Origin of the sequence: Ruminococcus gauvreauii (assembly GCF_025151995.1) — a bacterium.
GTDB lineage: Bacteria > Bacillota > Clostridia > Lachnospirales > Lachnospiraceae > Ruminococcus_G > Ruminococcus_G gauvreauii.
In genome coordinates this window covers 1,400,026-1,419,498 of the sequence record NZ_CP102290.1, presented here as the reverse complement: position 1 = coordinate 1,419,498, position 19,473 = coordinate 1,400,026, and the positions used below count along the sequence as shown (strand labels likewise).

The window sequence follows — 19,473 nt, the reverse complement described above, 5'->3', positions numbered from 1 at the left end:
ATCAAGTATATGGAAGGAGGAAGGTATGGGCCGAGGAGTTAAAGTTAGGGTTTGGGGAGATATGGCTTTGTTTTCCAGACCGGAGATGAAAGTGGAACGGTGCAGCTATGACGTGATCACACCGTCTGCGGCGAGAGGGGTACTGGAAGCAATCTATTGGCATCCGGGTTTGATTTGGAAAATTGACCGGATTCATGTCAGAAAGCCAATCCAGTTTACCAGTGTCCGCAGGAATGAAGTGAAAAGTAAGGTTCAGGCAAGCAGCGTTTTAAATGTGATGAATGGAGGGAATAAGGAGTTATACATATGCAGCAAAGATGACATCGTGCAGCGGGCGGCAGTATTGCTCAAAGATGTGGAGTATGTGATCGAAGCACATTTTGATATGTCGGCTCAGGCTAACGATAGCGATAATCCGGGAAAATTCAAAGATATTATTATGCGAAGACTGCGGCGGGGAGAATGCTATCATACACCATATTTGGGGTGCCGGGAATTTCCTGCTAATTTCGAACTCTTTGAGGAAGATCCGGTTACTACAGCATATGAAGGACAGGAAAAAGATTTGGGATACATGCTGTATGATTTTGATTATTCCAATCCAGAAGATATTCAGCCAATGTTTTTCAGAGCGGTATTGAGAGATGGAGTACTCGATGTGAGAGATTGTGAGGTGGTACGATGATCCTGCAATCTTTGGTGCAGTATTATGAAGCTTTAGTAGAAAGAGGAGAGGTGACAAAGCCGGGATGGTGCAGGGCAAAGGTATCTTTTGCACTGAATCTTTCGGCGGAAGGGGATTTGACCGGAGTTCTTCCGTTAAGAGTTTCAGAAGAGCGTGGAAAAAAGACGGTTATGATACCTCAACAGATGGTGGTTCCGGAGATGATATCCCGATCGTCAGGGGTAGCGGCTAACTTTCTATGTGACAACTCCAGCTATTTTCTGGGGATTGACAACAAAGGAAAACCAGATCGTTCGAAGGAATGCTTCTTATGTGCTGCGCAGAAACATCAGGATGTTCTGGGGCAGGCAGACAGCAAAGCGGCGCAGGCGGTAATACAGTATTTTGAAAAGTGGCAGCCGGAAAAAGCAGCTGAGAGTGATGTGCTGAAAGAAGAACTGGAAGATATTATGGCGGGCGCCAATCTGATTTTTTCTGTTGAAGGTCGGTTTGCACATGAGGAACCAGGGGTAAGACGAGCGTGGGAAGAATATGAAGATCACGATGAACATGTGAGATCGGGGACATGTCTGGTGACAGGAGAGAAAACACAGATTGCCAGAACTCATGGGTTGATTAAAGGGGTTCCGGGAGCACAGTCTAGCGGGGCCTCCCTGGTATCTTTTAATGCGCCAGCCTTTGAGTCTTATGGAAAAGAGCAGAGTTACAATGCCCCGGTTGGAAATTATGCGGTCTATGCGTATACAACAGCATTAAATTATCTTCTGGCTGATCGGCAGCATGCCACTGCCATAGGAGATACGATGATCGTGTATTGGTCGGAAGACGGCGAGGAGGCTTACCAAAATGTATTTGCCTGTGCCACAGAGCCGACAATGGATAATCAGGAAATTGTCGACGGCGTATTTAAAAATCTGACGATGGGCCGTGCGATCGTAGTGGACGAGGTTGAAAAGGCATTATCTCCCAATCAGAGGTTTTATATCTTAGGCGTGTCTCCCAATGCTGCCAGAATCGCGGTTCGCTTTTTCTATCAGGATAGTTTTGGAAATATTATGAAAAATATTAAAGCGCACTATGGGAGGATGGAAATTGCGAGACCGGAGGCGGACCAACTGGAGTATCTGGGTATTTGGCGGATGCTTCAGGAGACGGTAAATAAAAAGTCTAGGGATAAAAAACCTGTTCTCAGTCTGCCTGGAGCAGTCTATCAGGCAGTTATATCAGGCGGTCGTTATCCGGCGTCCTTGTACCAGGCGGTTTTGGGAAGAATTCGTGCAGAACAGGATGACAGCGACAGTCGTATTTATAAAATCACACGGGGGCGAGCAGCGATCATAAAGGCATACCTGCTGAAAAACGGGCATCAGAATAAGGAGGAAATTACAATGGCACTTAATGAAAACAGTACAAATGTAGCCTATACGCTGGGCAGGACGTTTGCAGTGCTGGAAGCAATCCAGGAGGAGGCAAATCCAGGAATTAATGCCACGATTAAGGATCGGTATTTTAATTCGGCATGTGCTACACCGGCATCGATTTTTCCAGTGCTATTTAAGTTGGAAAACAGTCATATTAAAAAGATAAGCAGTCCAGGTACAAAAATCCATTATGAAAAAATGCTGGGGGAACTTCAGGAAAAAATTTATGTCAGTGATGAGCAAAGGGATGCTTATCCCAGACGTTTATCTTTGGAAGAACAGGGAATGTTTGTTCTCGGATACTACCACCAGACACGAAAACGCTATGAAAAGAAAGCGAAGGAGGATTAAGATATGGCAGAAGCGATTAAAAACAGGTATGAATTTGTAGTATTATTTGATGTGGAAAATGGAAACCCCAACGGGGATCCGGATGCGGGAAATTTGCCCAGAATTGATCCGGAGAGCGGATATGGCCTGGTGACTGATGTTTGCTTAAAGAGAAAAATCAGAAATTACGTAGAAACGGTGAAAGAGGATGCACAAGGATATAAAATTTACATTAAAGAAGATGTTCCGTTGAATCGCAGCGATAGTTCAGCATATGAATACCTCGGAACAGATGAAAAGGGAATAAAGGATCTAAAGAAAAAAGACCCTCAGGTTGATAGTAAAATCCGTGATTTCATGTGCAGCAATTTCTTTGATATCCGGACCTTTGGTGCAGTTATGACCACATTTGTAAAAGCGGCGCTGAACTGTGGGCAGGTGAGGGGCCCGGTACAGCTTGGTTTTGCGCGGAGCATTGATCCGATTATCAGTCAGGAAGTAACAATAACCCGTGTGGCGATTACGACAGAGAAAGACGCGGAAAATAAGAAAACTGAGATGGGAAGAAAGAATATTGTACCTTATGCATTATATCGTGTAGAGGGATATATCTCTGCAAATCTTGCACGCAAGGTGACCGGATTTTCGGAAGAGGATTTAGAGCTCCTGTGGGAAGCTATCATCAATATGTTTGAGATTGACCATTCTGCTGCCAGAGGAAAGATGTCTGTTCGAGAGTTAATCGTATTTAAGCACAGTAAAGAACTGGGCGATTGCCCGGCATACAGATTATTCGATGCAATTGAAGTGAAAAGAAAAGAAGATGTGATTTATCCGAGAAAATACTCAGATTATACAGTCGCTGTCCATGAGGAGCAAATTCCGGACAGTGTGGAAGTTTCAAGAAAGATGTGAGATTGATGGCAGAGTACAAGGAAGATGATTTTCTAATGCTTTCGGGAATTCAACATTTCGCTTTTTGCAGGAGGCAGTGGGCGTTGATTCATATTGAACAGCAGTGGCAGGAGAATGAGTATACGGTCGAGGGCGAATTGCTGCACAGACGGGCGCATGATTCTTATTTGACCGAGAAACGCAGTGACATCATTGTCAGTCGTGGAGTTCCAATTCACTCCAGAGTGTTAGGAATCAGCGGAGTGTGTGATATTGTGGAATTTCATAGGGCAGATGATGGTGTACAGCTCTACGGGCACCGTGGCCTGTTTCGTGTCTATCCGATAGAATATAAAAAAGGAAAGCCTAAAGATACAGACATTGATATTTTGCAGCTGACGGCACAGGCCATGTGTTTGGAAGAGATGTTTTCTACTGCGGTTTCAGAAGGGGCACTCTATTATGGGGAAACAAAGCGCAGGGAAAAAATCGAGTTTACAGATGACCTGAGGTTACAGGTAAAAAATAGTTTTGAAGAAATGCATCAGCTCTATCAAAAGGGATATACTCCGCGGGTAAAATGGTCAAAAAGCTGCAGTGCATGTTCTTTGAAGGACATCTGCATACCCAAACTTGGAAAAGCTGTTTCGGTTCATACATATATCCATAACATAATCACGGAGGATGAAAAATGAAAAAGTTACTGAATACATTATATGTGACTTCTCCGGAAAGTTATCTATCTTTAGATGGAGAGAATATTGTTGTGTTGGACAGAGATATAGAAATCGGGAGGGTACCATTACATAATTTAGAAGCAGTGGTATCCTTCGGTTACCGAGGAGTAAGCCCTGCTTTAATGGGAGGATGTGCCGACAGAAACATTGCGCTCTGCTTTTTGTCACCACAGGGCAGATTTTTGGCACACGTCACAGGCAGTGTGAAAGGAAATGTGTTACTTAGAAAAAGACAGTATGAGGTATCAAAAGATAAGAACTTCAGTCTGAAAATTGCCGAGAATTGTATTTTAGGTAAGGTCTATAATTCGCGATGGGTACTGGAACGCGCCATCAGAGATCATGGACTTCAGATCGACTTGGATAAAATGAAAAATGCATCTGCCATTTTGAGACAATCACTTGAATATATAATGGGTTCTCAAACAATTGATCAGTTACGCGGTTATGAGGGAGAAGCGGCCAGCGTTTATTTTGGAGTGTTCAATGAATTAATTCTCCAGCAGAAGAAGGAGTTTATTTTCAATGGGAGGAATAAAAGACCACCCATGGATAATGTTAATGCGATGCTGTCTTTTGCATACACTTTGCTGACCAATATGGTGGCTTCGGCGTTGGAAAGTGTTGGATTGGATCCATATGTGGGTTTTATGCACACAGACAGGCCAGGGAGGGTTTCTCTGGCGTTGGATTTGGTTGAAGAACTCCGAGCTGTTTTCGCTGACCGATTTGTTTTAACCTTGATTAATCGTAAGATGGTAAGTGGCAAAGATTTTACCAGAAAAGAGGATGGGGCGGTTATCATGAACGACAAAACCAGAAAAATGTTCCTTTCAGAGTGGCAGAATAAGAAAAAGGAGATTATAACACACCCTTATCTCAAGGAAAAGGTGGAATGGGGAATGGTTCCGTTTGTCCAAAGCATGCTGTTGGCCAGGCATTTGCGGGGAGACTTGGATGCCTATCCACCGTTTTTCTGGAAGTAAAATAGTTATAGAAAAAGAATGTATTGCAAGGTCAGTGTAGTAGTTGTCCAGCTTTGAAGATAAGTTGAGTAACAACTATTGCATAATGGTATAAAATGTAACAATACAAATAGGAGGCCATATGCTTATATTGATTACTTATGATGTCAGTACTGAAACGGAAACAGGTAAACGTCGTTTGCGAAAAGTGGCAAAACAATGTGTAAACTATGGGACAAGAGTACAGAACTCGGTTTTTGAATGTATACTTGATAATGCGCAATATGTTATGCTTAAATCTGCTTTGTCGGAGATTATAGACAAAAATGTAGACAGTCTGAGATTTTATAATTTAGGGAATAAACATAAGACAAAGGTTGAGCATATTGGTGTTGATAAAGGAATCGATGTGGAAGTACCGTTGATTTTATGAGTGCGAACAGTGAGTAATCATGAAATTTCATGGGGATTCGCACTGCAAAAATAAGCTGGTTGTTGTAAACATACAGCATTATAGCTTAGTTTTTATGCTGGTTTTATGATAAATGTCTTGGCGTTGTATAAATGTTTTGATTTTAAATGATTTTTTTGTGCATTATTGCTGTCGCTCCCGCGTGGAGCGTGGATTGAAATCGGAAGGCTCTACAGCACGCGTCTGGGCAATGAGTCGCTCCCGCGTGGAGCGTGGATTGAAATTTGTTTATTGGTTACTATCTGCATGTCCGATGACTGTCGCTCCCGCGTGGAGCGTGGATTGAAATAGACAATAACTATTTTACCGCGCCCGATCGGATGCGTCGCTCCCGCGTGGAGCGTGGATTGAAATTGTTGCTGTCATATGGCATCCCCCTTTTTAAACCGTCGCTCCCGCGTGGAGCGTGGATTGAAATCCCGGATACATATGCACTCTCCGTCCAGACCAGCGTCGCTCCCGCGTGGAGCGTGGATTGAAATAAAAAGGTAATGAAAACCCTGGAAATGAATCACTGTCGCTCCCGCGTGGAGCGTGGATTGAAATTATGAGGTGCAGCGTCGAACCTTATTGACGGACGTCGCTCCCGCGTGGAGCATGAATTGATTTTTTTAGGGGAGGGATAAAGTACAGGAACATCCGAACTGTGAAAAAATGATTCTTTCAGTTGCACAGACATTAGATGGTATCGGTTACTTTTTGGGAAAAAAGAGGCGAAGCAGTACGATGATAAACTATGAGAATGTATGAATGTTTGGTTAAAAGCCAGGATTTAGACATTGTACAGGCAGCGTTGAATTTTTTGTTTACACTTTTTTAAACAGAAAAGATTATGCCAAAGCGCAGGAATATCTTAATCAGATTCCAGGATGGAGTTTTAACGAGGAAAGGTTTCAGGCGACACTTTACAGAAAACAGGGAAATATACAGGAGGCATACGAGTGCCACGAGAAATTAATCTTCAATGGATATGCAGATATATCCTGGGCGTTACAGGGAATCTATGTGATGGCTATGGAAGAGGGAGATATCGAAAAGGCACGCTGGATCGTTGGAAAACAAAAAAGTCTGGCACACTTGCTGGAAATGGGGCTATACATGGAAGCTTCACCGGAATGGGATCTGGCTGTGACGAACAAGGATAAAGACAAGGCGCTTGACATTCTCGCTGAAATGGTATACGGCGTAAAAAGCATAGATGCCTATAAAGACTCCGGACTTTACTGCCATATGAAGTTTGCAAAAAACGATACGGATGGGATTGCACTCATGTTGAAAAAAGCATTTGAAAATGATACCAGCATTCAATTTTTAAAAAAAGACAGCCGCTATCAGGAACTGATGCGGGAACTTGAAGGATATGAAAATTTATAGCCATTGGTTTGGCAATAGGTATTAGTAGAAAAGGATATGCCAGAACGAGGAGGCATATCCTTTCTCAAAGCATTTAGTGCACGAGTCCAGTGATAATATCTGTACACTTGTCAATTCCCAGTCTGCTGCTGTCCAGAGTCAGGTGGTAGTTCTGGGATTTGCCCCATTCCTGATCAGTGTAATATTTATAATTAACAGAGCGCTTTTTATCTTTGTCGCGCAGGCGTTTTTCCGGGGACGTATCGCGTTCACCGTATTTCTCAACAATTCTTCTGGCACGGTCTTCCAGTGGCGCATGAATGAAAATATTCCACACATGTTCCATATCTCTCAGAATATAGTCTGCGCAGCGGCCCACAATAACGCAGGGCTCTCGTTTTGCGATATCCAGGATCAGTTTTTGCTGTGCGATCCACAGATAGTCAGCGGCAGAGATGCCTGACTGGTCCCGGCCCACGAATGCATAGGAAAAGATGTTTCCGGTAGGTGAATATTCACCGGCTTCGGCGATATATTCCGGAGTGTATCCGGTGCTTTGCGCAACCTCTTCAATGATCTCCTTGTCATAATAAGCATATTCCAGTTCCTCTGCGACTTTTTTGGCAATTGTACGGCCGCCGCTTCCGAACTCTCTGCTGATTGTAATAATACTGTTTGCCATATCATTTTCCTCCCTGTCATTTTGTTTTTATTATACACCTGATGTCTTGATTTTTCTTACATATATTTTTTTCATAAAGATGCAGGCAATTCCCGCGGTCAATGCTTCGGCAATGATAAATGTAATCCATACGATATCGGGAGCCCAGACGGCTAAAGCCCATGCTACCGGAAGCACAAAGATCAATTGTCTGAGCAGAGATAAAACCAATGATTCGATGCCGCCCCCAAGAGCCTGGAAAATCCCCTGGAATGCAATATTTGCGCCTGCAAATATAAAGCTGACAGAGACGACGCGCATAGCCGTTATGCACAGGTCCTTTGTCTGATCAGACAATGAGAAAAAACCTGTCAGCGGTGCAGCAAATACTTCAAGAGCAGCCAGACATACGATCATGATCACGAATGTATACAGCAGACCAAACCTCATCCCGTCCTTTATGCGTTTGGGATCTTTCAGCCCATAATTAAAGGAGATGACTGGAGTAATGGCATCGCGGAGACCAAACGCAGCGAATAGCACAAACTGTTGTATTTTATAAAAGATGCCGTATGCGGTTACGTAGGAGCTTCCGATTCTTCCAAAAATAATATTAATACCATAATTCATAACAGACATGACGCCCTGGGCAATAATGGCGGGGATTCCAATGGCATAGATTTCTCCGACAATTCGTCCGCGCAGTTTCAGATGCTTGAGGTGAAATGGAATTTCTCTGTTTAATTTGAAATGAAACAAGGCGGCGAGAATAAGGGATACGATCTGTCCAATGACGGTTGCGTAAGCCGCGCCGCTGATACCAAAAGCAGGACAGCCCAACAGACCGTAGATCATAATTGGATCCAGAATAATGTTGGTTACCGCGCCTGCAATCTGGGCAATGGTGGAGAACAGGGATTTACCGGTAGCCTGTAATACCTTTTCAAAAACAGAGAAAAATACAATACCGAAAGAAATCTTGCAGCATATCCCCAGATACTGGTCAGCCATTTCTTTGACAAGTGGATCTTCTGTCTGCGTTGAAATAAAAGCCTCAGTGCCGAAAATACCAAAGATCAAAAATATTGCGTAGATGATACTTGCCAAGGTTATTGCATTCCCTGCAATCGTGCCTGCTTTCTCACGGTTTCCCTGTCCCAGTGTTCGCGCGAGCAGTGCATTTGTCCCGACACCAGTTCCAATACCGATGGCTACGATCAGCATTTGAACTGGAAACGCAAGCGTCAAAGCAGTGACTGCTGCTTCACCGATGCCCGAGGCGGCTGCGGTATCCGCCATGTTGGATACAAAATAGCTGTCTACGATATTATAGACTGCCTGCAGTACCATAGATAAAATCATGGGGATACCCATATTTAACATCAGTTTTCCGACCGGTAACGTACCCATTTTGCTTTGTGAAATTTTTTGTTCCATAATTGACCTCCTCGTTATAAAAACAAAAAAAGTACGTAAACCCATCTGGATTTACGCACTTTCTGCTACTCGATATTGTAATTTTAGCAACGTGTTTTTGAAATGTCAACTCTTTTTTTATAGAGAAAACGGCTGGTTTGCGTTATAATAATTATAGGAAGTAATAAAAAAGAAATTTGAACTCATGTAGATTCATGGAGGGCGTACAGTATGCCGAATAACATACCGCGATATTTTGAAATGCATAAACCTTTTCTGGAGGTTTTGAAAGACGGCGAATGCCATGAACTGAAAGAAATTAAAAAATATGTAGCTGAACTTTTCGAACTTACAGAGGAGGATATGGCAGTGCTGTTGCCGAGCGGCAGGCAGAAGGTGTTCGCTAGCCGTATCAGCTGGGCAGGGACCTATCTGAAGAAAGCCGGTTTGATCAGCAGTTCCAGACGGGCGGTATTCTCTATCACAGCAGAAGGAAAGCGAGTGCTGCAGGAGAATCCTGAGGTAATTGACAATACATATCTTTTGAGATACGAAAGTTTTCGGGAATTCTGGCGTGGATCCGTATCTCAGACTGAAGTTTCGGATGAAATTGCGGAAGAGGGGACAGAAACACCTGATGACATTTTTGAAGGAGCATTTCAAAAAATAAGGGAAAATCTGGCTGATGAGGTGCTGAATGAGGTTATGAAGCTCTCCCCCGTGATGTTCGAAAAGATGGTTCTTGATTTGCTTTTAAAGATGGGGTATGGTGCATTTGAAAATGCAGGACAGCTGACGCCGGCAACCGGAGATGAAGGGATTGATGGAATCATCATGGAGGATAAACTTGGGTTTGATCTGATTTACATTCAGGCAAAACAGTGGGATCCAAGCAGGACTGTGGGTAGACCAGAGCTCCATACATTTGCCGGGGCACTTGCCGGTAAGGGTGGGAAAGGTTTATTTGTCACGACCACTAAGTTTTCTGCTCCGGCTAAGGAATATGCCGGTCAGCAGCATATTGTATTGATTGATGGAAAAAAACTGGCGGAATTGATGATAGAATATAATTTTGGCGTGAGTATAAAAAAGGTATTTGAAGTCAAAACGCTGGACACAGATGTATTTAATGAATACCTGGAATAATAGAGTTGCATATGAAAATGATAGTCTGCTTTTTCGGATGCAGGAAAAAAGGTGAAAATAATGTTATTAAGACAGGAAGTCATCAGATATTGTATGACATTTGATAAAGTTTATGAGGATTATCCGTTTAAGGACCATACCTGGACATGTATGAGGATTCGTGACACGGGCAGAATATTTGCCTGGATTTATGAACGTAATGATCATATCTGGGTTAACGTGAAATGTGATCCGCAGTGGAGGGACTTTTGGAGGGATGCTTTTTCTTCTGTCGTCCCTGCGTATCATATGAACAAAGAGCATTGGAACTCCATTATTCTGGACGGAACTGTACCAGTGGAAGATATAAAACGGATGATAGCAGAGAGTTATGAACTTTGCGGCAGGAGAAAAAGATAGTATGGAAACAATCAATGTTGTGGCGGCGATCATTATAAAAAATGGTAAAATTTTTACTACGCAGAGGGGCTATGGAAAATTCAAAGACGGATGGGAATTTCCAGGCGGAAAAATTGAAGAGGGTGAGACTCCCCAAGAGGCGTTAAAGCGCGAAATGAAAGAGGAATTGGATACAGTTATTGAAGTACACAAACTGCTTGATACGATTGAATATGATTATCCTGAATTCCATCTGAGTATGAGATGCTACTTATGCAGCGTGATACATGGAACACTGAAACTCTGTGAGCATAAAGACGCAAAATGGCTGGGCAAAGACGAACTGAACAGTGTGGATTGGCTTCCGGCAGACATCGCATTGATTGAGCGTTTGAAGCGATTGCTTTAATAAGCCAGATTTCATTATATGCATATATTTGAGGACAATGCACATAATAAATCAAAAATCAGAAAGAAGGCACCAAGTATGGAGGAACAAACAAAGAGACTTCTGAAGGAATGCAACAGGGGCTGTAAAATGGCGATCGACAGTATGGATCAGATCAGTGCGTACGTGGAGGATGAAAATCTCGGAAGAGTCATTGATAATTACAAAACTGAACACGAAAAGATCGAGGGAGAATCCGCAAAACTTTTGGGACAGTATGGAGAGCAGGAACAAGAACCGGGTGCTATGGCATCGACCTTTGCATGGGCTACAACAGAGATGAAAATGCTGGTAAAGGATGACAGTAATCAGATTGCAAAGATTATGATGAATGGCTGTAATATGGGAATTCAGTCTATCAGTGAAGCCATGGCTCAGAATAAAGAGGCATCGGAGGACAGCCAGGTAGTTGCCAAAAACCTGGTGCGGATGGAAGAAGAATTTATGGGAGAGCTGAAAGAATTTTTATAAGATTTGTCAAAATAAGAGCTATGTTGTCTACTTGCATATGTTGTGATAAGATAGTTGCATGGGACATAGGGAAAGCCGATAATTGAGCGAAGAATCTGTTCATAAAATGGTGAACAGGCGCGTTCCATTATTCGGCTTTTATTTTATAATTCATCGATACGACGGGAGGTACATATGACAAAAGAGAAACTGGCAATAGAAGTAGTAGAACGCCTGAAAAAGGAATATCCAGATGCCGGATGTACTCTGGATTATGATCAGGCGTGGAAACTGCTGGTCAGCGTGCGGCTGGCAGCACAGTGTACGGATGCAAGAGTCAATGTAGTTGTTGAGGATTTGTATGCAGAATATCCGGATGTAGATTCATTAGCAGCTGCAGATGTGGAGGATATTGAGCGAATCGTCCGCCCATGCGGGTTGGGCAAAAGTAAGGCACGTGATATCAGCGCATGTATGAAAATACTGAAAGACGAGTATGGCGGTAAGATACCAAAAGATTTTAATGCTCTGTTAAAACTTCCGGGAGTGGGACGCAAAAGTGCAAATCTGATCATGGGAGATGTGTTCGGAGAACCTGCGATCGTGACGGATACGCACTGTATTCGCCTGGTGAACAGGATCGGTCTTGTTGATGGCATAAAAGATCCTAAAAAGGTTGAGATGGAACTTTGGAAGATCATTCCGCCTGAGGAGGGCAGTGACTTTTGTCACCGTTTGGTTTTCCATGGAAGAGACATTTGTACGGCAAGGACGAAACCCCACTGTGAAAGGTGCTGTCTGTCTGAAATCTGTAAGAAGAACGGGGTGGAACAGGGGTAATAAAAGGCAGCTTAAAGGTATACAGTGAAAACAGACACAGAAGATGAAGAGAGGCGGAACAAGATGTTTGAATCGAGATGCGGAGTCAGGTGTAATTCCTGCGAACGTAAGGAGCAGGTGCATTGTACTGGTTGTATTACGATGGAAAAGCCATTTTGGGGTGGGGAGTGTCAGGTGAAATTCTGCTGTGAAGAAAAAACGCTGGACCACTGTGGAGTATGTCCAGATTTTCCATGTAAGATGCTTTCCTCAATGGGAGCAGCGCAGGGTTTTGACCCTGCTCAAAAATTGGAGCAGTGCAGACAGTGGGCCAAGGAATCTGAAAGCAGATAGGGGAATGCGGATGATGTATTGTGTATTCGTGAGTGGCAGAAATGCGGATTTCTAGGATCTGTGTTGTGAATGGAATGGTTTTCTAAATGGATTGTGTGTCCGATGAGAATGAAACTTATGTGCCAGCTGGGTTGGTAAACCCTGGAATTATAGAGATAAAGATAAAATATTAGAAGTGCGAATTTGAAGTACACATAAAAAACCGGGGAGATTCGCACCTTAAAAACGGTGATTTTTTCGCCGGAAACGTGTTCCATTTATTGATTTAAGAAAAGAATGACGAAAAAACAGACAAATATTACATTATGTAAGGGAAATGTGATAAGATATTTGTGCATAATTGCTGTCTTCCTTCTCACGAAGGAAGTGGATTGAAATCATGGACTGATCGCGAACTGTGAAGGTTTGCAGAGTCTTCCTTCTCACGAAGGAAGTGGATTGAAATTGTGTCAGATACGTTTCATCCGTCAGAAGTTTTGCGTCTTCCTTCTCACGAAGGAAGTGGATTGAAATTCTATCTTTGAATATAATCATCTGCATTTTGCAGTCTTCCTTCTCACGAAGGAAGTGGATTGAAATTGATTCAGGGGTTGATGTTGAGCGCTGGATCCGTGTCTTCCTTCTCACGAAGGAAGTGGATTGAAATCCCGGATGAACAACAATCACAGAATGGAAAGGAGTCTTCCTTCTCACGAAGGAAGTGGATTGAAATATTTTAGGTGTACCATACATTAAGAATATTGATGGTCTTCCTTCTCACGAAGGAAGTGGATTGAAATCGCACGGTCGAGGAGGCGAAAGAGGTGATCCGCAGTCTTCCTTCTCACGAAGGAAGTGGATTGAAATCGTTTCAGGTTTCCTTCTTCGTCTATATGCTCCAGTCTTCCTTCTCACGAAGGAAGTGGATTGAAATTCAAACATGATATCAGAAAGCTTCAGATTGATTACGTCTTCCTTCTCACGAAGGAAATGGATTGAAATGTTACATAGGACAGCTGTGTGGGGGAGATATTCATGTCTTCCTTCTCACGAAGGCAGAGGATTGAAATTTTATGATGACCTGTGTTGGTATTTATGCGGCATTGCCTGCTTTCGTGAGAATGAGGGGGATAATCGGACGTTTTGAAGTGAGCACGGAATCCAAGAGATTTTATTTATCATAAGGCAGTCAATTAATACAGGAGTATACATGTTACTTTGGAGTATAAACGTCTTTTCATGAAAAGAAATGCAGCGAAGCATCAATACACAAATCCAGACATCTTCTCCTTTAGATGAAAAAGTCAGGGTGTTAATTGTATATGTTACAGAATTTTGAACAAGTCTATTCCCAGATTGAGAACACACAATGTCACTAATTAAAATATCCAAATAAGTTTACATAATGGCAACAGGATACCATTACAGCATCTGATAACGTTACATTGGAGGGATATCATGGGCGAACTGTCAAAACTGCCAAACATAGGAAAAGTAGTAGAAGAACAATTAAATCAGGTCGGAATCACCACTTTTGAAGAACTGAAAGCGCTTGGCAGTCAGCAGGCTTGGCTGAAGATCAAAGCAATCGATGATTCCGCATGCATCCACAGACTGTATGGGATCGAAGGTGCCATACAGGGGATAAAGAAAACACAGCTGTCGGAAGAGAAGAAAAAGGAGCTGAAGGAATTTTATAACAAGTTTAAAGGTTAAATGAAAGGTCGTGAAGTAATGGGCTTTGCAATATGGATGATCTCGACCTGGGGATGTGCGGCACTCTTTCTGGGGATTGGTGTTTTTGCGGGCAGCCGCGAAGAACCGATGTGGTTCTGGTCGGGTTCTACTGTTCCTTCTGAGAAAGTGCGTGACATTCCGGAATATAATAAGGCAAATGCACGAATGTGGAAGATATACTCCGTTCCATACTGGATTTGTGGACCGATTTTTTACTGGTCTGAAATAATGGCAGCCGCAATTTTGATATTGGCATGCCTGGTGGGAACCGTATGGCTGATATGGCGGTATCGCCAAATTGAAAAGGAATATGTCACGAAATAGTGGTAAAGAACGCATTTTTACTACAGACAGATATCCGCACGGAAAGTCAGGAAACAGAGATGAAACTCCTATATACTGAAGTCAGGAAAGAGGAGGAGAAACAGATGGAATGGATTTCAGGGCTTCAAAAGGCGATCGATTACATTGAAGAGCACTTGACAGAAGATCTCGATTTTGCGGAAATTGCAGCGCAGGCGTATTCGTCAAATTTTCATTTTCAGCGGGTGTTTTCGATTCTCTGTGGGTTTACACTTGGAGAATACATTCGCTGCAGGCGGTTGACGCAGGCAGGCAGTGAACTTGCATCAACAGACAGCCGTGTGATTGACACGGCGCTGAAGTATGGGTATGACAGCCCGGAAAGCTTCAGCCGTGCTTTTGTGAAGTTCCACGGCATCAAACCCACTCAGGCTCGTTTAATGAAAGCAGAACTGAAGTCTTTCTCCCGTCTTTCTATAAAACTTATATTAGAAGGAGGAACAAAGATGGACTACAGGATTGAGAAAAGAGATGCGTTTTCAGTGGTGGCGAAAAGAAAAAGGTTTAGCGGAGGCAGTGAGATCACACAGCAGAGTATCCACAAGGCATGGGAAGAGTGCAACACAGACGGAACAATTGACAAGCTTTGCCGGTACGTAAAACCGGACGGTGTTTTTGGAGACGCGATTGTTGGAATCTGTTTCGATAATCCGCATGAGGGAGATTTCGACTATGCAATCGGTACTGCCTGTGAGGAGAGTGAAGTGGCAGAAGGACTGACCATAGAGACGATTCCGGCAAACACATGGGTTGTGTTTAAAGGACAAGGCAGGATGCCGGAAGCGTTCCAGGAACTCTATAAACAGCTTTACACGGAATTCTTTCCAACCAGTAATTATCAGCCGTCAAGAGGCATGTGTATCGAGGTGTATCCGAGTGCTGAAGTGCATTCTGAGGATTTCTCATTTGAAATCTGGTTCTCGGTTGCACCGAAATAAATGAAAAAGATGCGCAGGGACTATGGAAGCTCCTGCGCATTTGTATGCTGTGGATATCATGAGATCTGTTTTTGGGCATTATTTGCCAGATTATATACGTTGTTGCTGGCTGCGGTATGTTTGACAGGGGTTACGCCGGCTTTTTCCATCAGGGGACGATTGTATTCATCCAGGCAGTCCAGCCAGATTTGCTCACGCTCCGGGAAACGGTCCAGGAAACCACAGAGTGCGATCCATTTGCCGCCCGGTGCCATAATGTTCAGGGTCTCGTTGATGGAATCTTTGATCTGCTCTGCCGTGGCGGAGGGGTTATCCAGAACTGCCTGGTTGCTGAAACCGCCGCATACCGTCAGATGGTCTCCGAACTGCTGCTTGATCTCAAGAGGGTTGTTCTGAATCTGTACCGGATTGAGGGCATCAATTCCCATATCAACGAGCTCCGGAATGAGATCATGGATTTTACCGCAGGAGTGATGCTGATAGATCATTCCAAGTCCTTTGACTGCGTCTATGACGCGCTGCAGATGAGGCTTGATGATGCGCTGCCATTTATCGATCGGCATAAACAGGCCGGTGTTGGTGGAATAATCATCATGGAACTGCAGCATATCAGGCTTATAGTATTTTGCAATGCGCTCGATGAGTGCAATCTTATAATCGGCTATTGCACCCATAAAATCAGAACTGGCTTCCTCATCCGTCATGATATTGACAAGGGCCTCCTCGAATCCGCAGAACATGTGCAGGCTCTCGAAGCATCCGTTGATCAGAATAATATTGGAGAGTTTGTTTTCACGGTCCCAGCCTGCGGTGTCTTTGGCGGCCCAGCCTTCCCAGTCATACTTATCAAGATCTGGAAACGTAACGACCTCTCTCCAGCACTCAATGTCCTTGATTTTCGGGTCTGTCTCTACGGGCATAGGGCCGGGCTGGTCTTCGCGGTAAATATATTTTACCCCGAACCAGTCGGTTGTAATACCGTATCCACGGGCGCCTTCTTCGATCACGGTCGGAATACAGGTGTCCTGTCCCGTGGATGGCGATGGTACCCACGGGGTTTCCTGATGATTAAATGCGAGTAAATGACATTCTCTTTCTGTGATTTTCATAATGATACCTCCAATTTTCTATAAGATTCGTGTCAGTTTAAATGAGTTCATTTTGGTGTCCTGCGTTTTTCAACAATGGCTGTCAGCTCTGCTACCTTTTTCTCAGTAAGATTATATCCGAAGAATATGATCAGACAGGAAAGTATCACGCAGATGCCGGATGCAAGACACATAATGCCAGAGATACCCCTGGTCACGGATGCACTTGCCGCCTGTCCGGCTGTATAGCCGATGGCGGACAGACCAACCGGGAGGATGACACTCTTGATCATAGAGCCGAACTTGATCGGGATATTCAACATACTCATGATAAAGCCGCGCGCATTTTTACCGTCTTTCCACATGGTGTAGATAACCGTATCAGTGGTCATTGCGGTTACGACAGTTCCGATCATGCTTCCGAAGAAAAAGGCGACGGCCATACAGACGATGAACAGTGTTGTTCTGCCTTCATCTGCGACAAAAAACATGGCGACTAAGATTGCCCCGTAAATGAGATTGCACAGACAGTACGTTGTCTTTTTTCCGAGACGTCTGGAAACCTGATTGACAACAATTGCCCCAACGACTCCGGTCACTGTCTGGATCGTCATGTAGACTGACATGGACCCGGAGTCTTTTAATACATTCTCAAAGAAGTATGCAGCGGTTGAGCTTACCAGGAAGACAGCCGTATAGCGAAGCAGGTCTCCGAAAGAAACGACCAGAAGCGGCCGGTTCGTAAACAGAATACGGAACATTTCTCCGATAGAGAGCTTACTGCCCTGTGAAATCTGTTCGGTTGCCGCGATGGGGGCATCTTTTGTCAGCACAAACATGATGTAATGAGTGATGGCATTGACCAGACAGAAGAAGAATGCTGCTCCCGTATATCCTGCTGCGGTGTTACCAAAGAGTTTACCGAACAGTGTGATACACGGAATTCCAAGCAGGGAGAACAGCAGCTGTCCGATGACTGCGCCTTGATTTCTTCTGGCGCTTAACAGTGTTCTTGTATCAGAATCGTCGGTGATCTGGGAAATATGCCCGGTTACAGCGGCACTGACAACGTCCTGAAATAATGTCTTGATACAGAAAGCGATGATGACGATTGCCGCAGCCCCCATGGAATCACCCATATCAAAAAACATTAATGTAAAGAATACGAGGATGATCGGTGTACAGATGACATACCATGCCCTGTATTTACCCAGTTTTTTGAATTCACATTTTTCCAGCATGATACCGGTCACAAACACCCAGACAAGATCCACAGCGGCAGTGCTGGTGAGAATGAAAGTGACGACACTGAGTGAAAAGCCACAGATATCGGTCAGGAAATAGGACATATAGAACAGTTCCAGGTAAATGAACAGGTTCAGGCCGATGTTTGGTACGATAAATGCATTGACAAGCTTACCAGGAAGTTTTTGATGTGTTTTTTGATTCATAGTGATTCCCCTCTTTCGTTGATTTGTGGTTCGGAAATCCTGATTTATAATCAGCGGATTTCCGTTGATACAGCCGTCCTGCGGCAATTCCGGCGATGACGATTGCCGTATACACGATAATGATGATGTTGGACCATGCCGGGTTGCTTGCGAACAGTGAGATAACCTGTGTGGAAAGAACCAGGTAGGTAATGATGACCATGAGCTTCAGACGCCATTCCGGGTATTTTCCGGCGTATCTGGAAGTTCTCCACAGTTCAGGATACTTTTTCGGCAGCCTCAGGATTCCCGCCATCGGAATGCAGGTGCCCAGAATCGTCAGTCCGACAGCCATCTTGGACAGAATGGTCAGATCTATTCCGGCGACAGTGGGAACGGCGCCAAAGCAATAGAAGATAGTCATCAGAATATAAGGTGCGCCGAAACGGTTGGTTTTTGCCCAGCTTCTGGGAAAACATCCCTTTTCACATGCCTCGATCAGGGAATTTGAATACCAGATGAAACTTGAATTCAGTGTTGTGATCAAAGCTCCGAGGCAGGCACCGATGATAAAAAATGCATACAGCCCCCCGCTGCCGAGTACCACGGATGCAGCGGCCGTCAGGGGCTTTCCCGCCACCTCTGAGACAGGCATCACTCCGCTTGCCACAATACCCATCAGCATATATAGGAGACAGACGCAAAGTGTCACTCCGGTGATGACCTTCACCATGATTTTTGAGGCATTTCTAATCTTCGGTGCAAAGTCCGTGATGATGTAAGAACCGCCTACCGCAAAGTATAAAAGTGAGACCGCCGAGTAGAACCCGCCGGGGCCTCCGGTAAATAAGGATTCGCCGGAAAAAAACTCACGAAAATTGACCTTGCCCAGCCCGCACAGAACGAAACACAGAATTCCCGCAATCAGAATCACGCATAGAACATTCTGAAACCGCGCGGCTGCTTTGACACCAAACAGATTTATGATATAAAACAGTGTCAGAACAGAGAGGGCGGTGAGCTTCAGACCTGTGGGATGATTCAGGTCCGGGACCAGGCTCGCCAGATATTGGGCGAAGGAGATTCCGAAGATGGCAATCGTCATACGGCCCAGAAAGTAAATGTAGGCGTAAAATTTCCCCACATCCTCATGAATAAGCTCACTGGAATAAGAAAATGCAGCACTTGTGCGGGGCAGCAGTGTACTCATAATGAAAACCGGGCGAAATGAGATCAAAAATAACAGTGCGCTTACAAGAAACGCCAGCACGATACTTCTTCCCGTCATGGCAATACCGATGCCGGTCTGAGTGATGATACCGGAGCCTATGGTAAAACCAACGGCCAGACCTGTCGTCTCAAGACAGGAAAGTTTTTTTTCCTGGGAATTCATGCAGATACCCTCCTTT

Annotated in this window: 21 protein-coding genes and 2 CRISPR repeat arrays; of the genes, 16 read left to right on the top strand and 5 right to left on the bottom strand. The window is 44.1% G+C overall.

Annotated elements, in window-relative coordinates; genetic code table 11:
- Positions 1 to 25: 25 nt before the first annotated feature.
- From cas5c to NQ502_RS06865, 7 genes are all read left to right on the top strand, one after another.
- On the top strand, positions 26 to 685 hold the full coding sequence (gene cas5c, locus NQ502_RS06895; protein ID WP_028530335.1) for a type I-C CRISPR-associated protein Cas5c: 660 nt from the start codon (positions 26 to 28) through the stop codon (positions 683 to 685).
- Complete coding sequence (cas8c, locus tag NQ502_RS06890; protein ID WP_028530336.1) at positions 682 to 2,457, top strand: type I-C CRISPR-associated protein Cas8c/Csd1; 1,776 nt, start codon at positions 682 to 684, stop codon at positions 2,455 to 2,457. Before cas5c ends, cas8c begins: the two co-directional genes overlap by 4 nt.
- A gap of 3 nt (positions 2,458 to 2,460) precedes the next feature.
- Positions 2,461 to 3,351, top strand: a complete 891-nt coding sequence (gene cas7c, locus NQ502_RS06885; protein ID WP_028530337.1) for a type I-C CRISPR-associated protein Cas7/Csd2 — start codon at positions 2,461 to 2,463, stop codon at positions 3,349 to 3,351.
- Positions 3,352 to 3,356: 5 nt separating this feature from the next.
- The gene (gene cas4 / locus NQ502_RS06880) at positions 3,357 to 4,025 is read left to right on the top strand and encodes a CRISPR-associated protein Cas4 (RefSeq protein WP_028530338.1); all 669 of its coding nucleotides are present in this window, start codon (positions 3,357 to 3,359) and stop codon (positions 4,023 to 4,025) included.
- Complete coding sequence (gene cas1c / locus NQ502_RS06875; protein WP_028530339.1) at positions 4,022 to 5,053, top strand: type I-C CRISPR-associated endonuclease Cas1c; 1,032 nt, start codon at positions 4,022 to 4,024, stop codon at positions 5,051 to 5,053. Before cas4 ends, cas1c begins: the two co-directional genes overlap by 4 nt.
- Positions 5,054 to 5,174: 121 nt before the next feature.
- Positions 5,175 to 5,465, top strand: a complete 291-nt coding sequence (gene cas2, locus NQ502_RS06870; RefSeq protein ID WP_028530340.1) for a CRISPR-associated endonuclease Cas2 — start codon at positions 5,175 to 5,177, stop codon at positions 5,463 to 5,465.
- 170 nt (positions 5,466 to 5,635) lie between these two features.
- A CRISPR array of direct repeats spans positions 5,636 to 6,113; the repeat unit is 30 nt; unit sequence GTCGCTCCCGCGTGGAGCGTGGATTGAAAT.
- Between the two features lie 399 nt (positions 6,114 to 6,512).
- Positions 6,513 to 6,878 (top strand): hypothetical protein, encoded by a 366-nt coding sequence (locus NQ502_RS06865; protein ID WP_028530341.1) that lies wholly within the window; start codon positions 6,513 to 6,515, stop codon positions 6,876 to 6,878.
- Positions 6,879 to 6,951: 73 nt separating this feature from the next.
- On the opposite strand, the gene NQ502_RS06860 is transcribed toward NQ502_RS06865, so the two are convergent.
- Positions 6,952 to 7,539: a cytidylate kinase-like family protein gene (locus NQ502_RS06860; protein ID WP_028530342.1), complete on the bottom strand. Its 588-nt coding sequence runs from the start codon at positions 7,537 to 7,539 to the stop codon at positions 6,952 to 6,954.
- Positions 7,540 to 7,569: 30 nt separating this feature from the next.
- The gene (locus tag NQ502_RS06855) at positions 7,570 to 8,955 is read right to left on the bottom strand and encodes an MATE family efflux transporter (protein ID WP_028530343.1); all 1,386 of its coding nucleotides are present in this window, start codon (positions 8,953 to 8,955) and stop codon (positions 7,570 to 7,572) included.
- 210 nt (positions 8,956 to 9,165) lie between these two features.
- Here NQ502_RS06855 and NQ502_RS06850 point away from each other — a divergent pair, with 210 nt between their 5' ends.
- From NQ502_RS06850 to NQ502_RS06810, 9 genes are all read left to right on the top strand, one after another.
- Positions 9,166 to 10,080 carry a restriction endonuclease gene (locus NQ502_RS06850; protein WP_028530344.1) on the top strand — a complete coding sequence of 305 codons (915 nt, stop codon included), beginning with the start codon at positions 9,166 to 9,168 and terminating at the stop codon, positions 10,078 to 10,080.
- Positions 10,081 to 10,140: 60 nt separating this feature from the next.
- Complete coding sequence (locus tag NQ502_RS06845) at positions 10,141 to 10,479, top strand: MmcQ/YjbR family DNA-binding protein (RefSeq protein WP_028530345.1); 339 nt, start codon at positions 10,141 to 10,143, stop codon at positions 10,477 to 10,479.
- Position 10,480: 1 nt separating this feature from the next.
- A complete protein-coding gene (locus NQ502_RS06840) occupies positions 10,481 to 10,867 on the top strand; it encodes a (deoxy)nucleoside triphosphate pyrophosphohydrolase (RefSeq protein WP_028530346.1) in 387 nt (128 codons plus the stop codon).
- 78 nt (positions 10,868 to 10,945) lie between these two features.
- Positions 10,946 to 11,377: a hypothetical protein gene (locus NQ502_RS06835; protein ID WP_028530347.1), complete on the top strand. Its 432-nt coding sequence runs from the start codon at positions 10,946 to 10,948 to the stop codon at positions 11,375 to 11,377.
- 174 nt (positions 11,378 to 11,551) lie between these two features.
- On the top strand, positions 11,552 to 12,196 hold the full coding sequence (locus tag NQ502_RS06830) for an endonuclease III domain-containing protein (protein WP_028530348.1): 645 nt from the start codon (positions 11,552 to 11,554) through the stop codon (positions 12,194 to 12,196).
- A 63-nt stretch (positions 12,197 to 12,259) separates the two neighbouring features.
- A complete protein-coding gene (locus tag NQ502_RS06825) occupies positions 12,260 to 12,529 on the top strand; it encodes a DUF3795 domain-containing protein (protein ID WP_028530349.1) in 270 nt (89 codons plus the stop codon).
- Between the two features lie 345 nt (positions 12,530 to 12,874).
- A CRISPR array of direct repeats spans positions 12,875 to 13,578; the repeat unit is 33 nt; unit sequence GTCTTCCTTCTCACGAAGGAAGTGGATTGAAAT.
- A gap of 388 nt (positions 13,579 to 13,966) precedes the next feature.
- Positions 13,967 to 14,224, top strand: coding sequence for a TfoX/Sxy family protein (locus NQ502_RS06820; RefSeq protein WP_028530350.1), 258 nt, complete (start codon positions 13,967 to 13,969; stop codon positions 14,222 to 14,224).
- 18 nt (positions 14,225 to 14,242) lie between these two features.
- Positions 14,243 to 14,569 (top strand): hypothetical protein, encoded by a 327-nt coding sequence (locus NQ502_RS06815; RefSeq protein WP_148511879.1) that lies wholly within the window; start codon positions 14,243 to 14,245, stop codon positions 14,567 to 14,569.
- A 104-nt stretch (positions 14,570 to 14,673) separates the two neighbouring features.
- Complete coding sequence (locus NQ502_RS06810; protein ID WP_028530352.1) at positions 14,674 to 15,546, top strand: AraC family transcriptional regulator; 873 nt, start codon at positions 14,674 to 14,676, stop codon at positions 15,544 to 15,546.
- 56 nt (positions 15,547 to 15,602) lie between these two features.
- Here NQ502_RS06810 and NQ502_RS06805 read toward each other — a convergent pair whose 3' ends face one another.
- The 3 genes from NQ502_RS06805 to NQ502_RS06795 are packed head-to-tail and all read right to left on the bottom strand — an operon-like array spanning position 15,603 to position 19,457.
- Positions 15,603 to 16,655, bottom strand: a complete 1,053-nt coding sequence (locus tag NQ502_RS06805) for a uroporphyrinogen decarboxylase family protein (protein ID WP_028530353.1) — start codon at positions 16,653 to 16,655, stop codon at positions 15,603 to 15,605.
- Positions 16,656 to 16,702: 47 nt separating this feature from the next.
- The gene (locus NQ502_RS06800) at positions 16,703 to 18,085 is read right to left on the bottom strand and encodes an MFS transporter (RefSeq protein ID WP_028530354.1); all 1,383 of its coding nucleotides are present in this window, start codon (positions 18,083 to 18,085) and stop codon (positions 16,703 to 16,705) included.
- Positions 18,051 to 19,457: an APC family permease gene (locus tag NQ502_RS06795; RefSeq protein ID WP_083963540.1), complete on the bottom strand. Its 1,407-nt coding sequence runs from the start codon at positions 19,455 to 19,457 to the stop codon at positions 18,051 to 18,053. Before NQ502_RS06795 ends, NQ502_RS06800 begins: the two co-directional genes overlap by 35 nt.
- Positions 19,458 to 19,473 lie beyond the last annotated feature (16 nt).

What these genes read in the sequence shown, in the direction of transcription:
- cas5c (WP_028530335.1), top strand. Translation starts at nt 26, where the DNA reads ATGGGCCGAGGAGTTAAAGTTAGGGTTTGGGGAGATATGGCTTTGTTT.
- cas8c (WP_028530336.1), top strand. Translation starts at nt 682, where the DNA reads ATGATCCTGCAATCTTTGGTGCAGTATTATGAAGCTTTAGTAGAAAGA.
- cas7c (WP_028530337.1), top strand. Translation starts at nt 2,461, where the DNA reads ATGGCAGAAGCGATTAAAAACAGGTATGAATTTGTAGTATTATTTGAT.
- cas4 (WP_028530338.1), top strand. Translation starts at nt 3,357, where the DNA reads ATGGCAGAGTACAAGGAAGATGATTTTCTAATGCTTTCGGGAATTCAA.
- cas1c (WP_028530339.1), top strand. Translation starts at nt 4,022, where the DNA reads ATGAAAAAGTTACTGAATACATTATATGTGACTTCTCCGGAAAGTTAT.
- cas2 (WP_028530340.1), top strand. Translation starts at nt 5,175, where the DNA reads ATGCTTATATTGATTACTTATGATGTCAGTACTGAAACGGAAACAGGT.
- NQ502_RS06865 (WP_028530341.1), top strand. Translation starts at nt 6,513, where the DNA reads ATGGCTATGGAAGAGGGAGATATCGAAAAGGCACGCTGGATCGTTGGA.
- NQ502_RS06860 (WP_028530342.1), bottom strand. Translation starts at nt 7,539, where the DNA reads ATGGCAAACAGTATTATTACAATCAGCAGAGAGTTCGGAAGCGGCGGC.
- NQ502_RS06855 (WP_028530343.1), bottom strand. Translation starts at nt 8,955, where the DNA reads ATGGAACAAAAAATTTCACAAAGCAAAATGGGTACGTTACCGGTCGGA.
- NQ502_RS06850 (WP_028530344.1), top strand. Translation starts at nt 9,166, where the DNA reads ATGCCGAATAACATACCGCGATATTTTGAAATGCATAAACCTTTTCTG.
- NQ502_RS06845 (WP_028530345.1), top strand. Translation starts at nt 10,141, where the DNA reads ATGTTATTAAGACAGGAAGTCATCAGATATTGTATGACATTTGATAAA.
- NQ502_RS06840 (WP_028530346.1), top strand. Translation starts at nt 10,481, where the DNA reads ATGGAAACAATCAATGTTGTGGCGGCGATCATTATAAAAAATGGTAAA.
- NQ502_RS06835 (WP_028530347.1), top strand. Translation starts at nt 10,946, where the DNA reads ATGGAGGAACAAACAAAGAGACTTCTGAAGGAATGCAACAGGGGCTGT.
- NQ502_RS06830 (WP_028530348.1), top strand. Translation starts at nt 11,552, where the DNA reads ATGACAAAAGAGAAACTGGCAATAGAAGTAGTAGAACGCCTGAAAAAG.
- NQ502_RS06825 (WP_028530349.1), top strand. Translation starts at nt 12,260, where the DNA reads ATGTTTGAATCGAGATGCGGAGTCAGGTGTAATTCCTGCGAACGTAAG.
- NQ502_RS06820 (WP_028530350.1), top strand. Translation starts at nt 13,967, where the DNA reads ATGGGCGAACTGTCAAAACTGCCAAACATAGGAAAAGTAGTAGAAGAA.
- NQ502_RS06815 (WP_148511879.1), top strand. Translation starts at nt 14,243, where the DNA reads ATGGGCTTTGCAATATGGATGATCTCGACCTGGGGATGTGCGGCACTC.
- NQ502_RS06810 (WP_028530352.1), top strand. Translation starts at nt 14,674, where the DNA reads ATGGAATGGATTTCAGGGCTTCAAAAGGCGATCGATTACATTGAAGAG.
- NQ502_RS06805 (WP_028530353.1), bottom strand. Translation starts at nt 16,655, where the DNA reads ATGAAAATCACAGAAAGAGAATGTCATTTACTCGCATTTAATCATCAG.
- NQ502_RS06800 (WP_028530354.1), bottom strand. Translation starts at nt 18,085, where the DNA reads ATGAATCAAAAAACACATCAAAAACTTCCTGGTAAGCTTGTCAATGCA.
- NQ502_RS06795 (WP_083963540.1), bottom strand. Translation starts at nt 19,457, where the DNA reads ATGAATTCCCAGGAAAAAAAACTTTCCTGTCTTGAGACGACAGGTCTG.